The organism is Mesorhizobium sp. LNHC229A00, assembly GCF_000502415.1.
Classification (GTDB): Bacteria; Pseudomonadota; Alphaproteobacteria; order Rhizobiales; family Rhizobiaceae; genus Mesorhizobium.
In genome coordinates this window covers 1-1,040 of sequence record NZ_AYWQ01000093.1, presented here as the reverse complement: position 1 = coordinate 1,040, position 1,040 = coordinate 1, and the positions used below count along the sequence as shown (strand labels likewise).

Genomic DNA, 1,040 nt, shown 5'->3' with positions numbered 1-1,040 from the left:
GTAGTGGTTGAGATAGTCCAAGACATGATGACGCTCTAATTTCAGAGCTTCAGTCGCTGGGTTGTGCAAATGGGCAAAACTCCCCTGTAGCCTATTTGCTGAAAAAACCTTCTGCCGATCACGATAGTGGAGTGTGGATTCGACTTTTTCGATCATGTCTAGGGTCGCGCGCTGTCTGCCAAGCGCTCTGGCTGACATTACGCCGCCCCATGCGACAAGCACGGAAATCAGAATGATCATAGGTGATAAGAGATCATACCAGCTAAACGACGAAGCGGCACAAACGTATATCGCTTGTGCCGCGCCTGAATTAGCTAGTGATGTGCAATCCACGGGTTAGTCCCGCGCACCTTCCCTAACGAGCATCGTAACCTCCATAGCTACAACCCTTGTAGTCGTAATTGACACTGACCAAAAACGGGTTTCGTGTCAACAGAGTTCCAGAAAGGAGCCAACTTTCCGTTAAAAAATATGTGGAGTGCCGCCGTCACCTTTTCAAGCGGCCAGCGCTCAGATTTTCCGGCCATTTCCTACGGCTGGCACTTTCTNCATTTCCTACGGCTGGCACTTTCTAACAGAAAGGTGGCCAGCCAGCCATTCCCCTACGGCTGGGTAGCGCTCAATGTGGGTCCGAGTATAGCTTCAAACGCTGGTCGCAACACCTCGTAGCGCTGCTGGTCCACTGCCTTCTTGCGTCTGCGAATCCGCTCGCCCAACCAGCGGTGTAACGCGACTTCTATTTCCGGTGTTAGAGATAGAAGAAATGGTACAGCGTGGTTCGAGCCGCGCGGGTAAGCGTGAATCAAAGCCGCATCGTCGTCTGAGTGCAGAACCATTTCTGCTCTCCCACTCACCGACCAGGCCCCCTTAACTGAACTCAACATGCGCATGAACATTTGGTTCACTCCCGTGTTTTGTGGATCACAGGAAAATATTCCCACAAAAAGGTTGGGTTTGTCAACCGGATAATCGCCCCATAAAAACCGGTTCAAACCGTGAACAAAGTCTGGCATGGTGCCTGCCATGCCAATCATCTCCCC

At 51.6% G+C, this 1,040-nt stretch carries 2 protein-coding genes; both read right to left on the bottom strand.

Annotated elements, in window-relative coordinates; translation table 11 throughout:
• Positions 1-240 (bottom strand): DUF4760 domain-containing protein (locus X742_RS1000000175290; RefSeq protein WP_210164361.1); only part of this gene is annotated, 240 nt, incomplete at its 3' end.
• Positions 241-602: 362 nt separating this feature from the next.
• On the bottom strand, positions 603-1,040 hold a 438-nt coding region (locus X742_RS01000000171185; RefSeq protein WP_032925158.1), incomplete at its 5' end, for a hypothetical protein.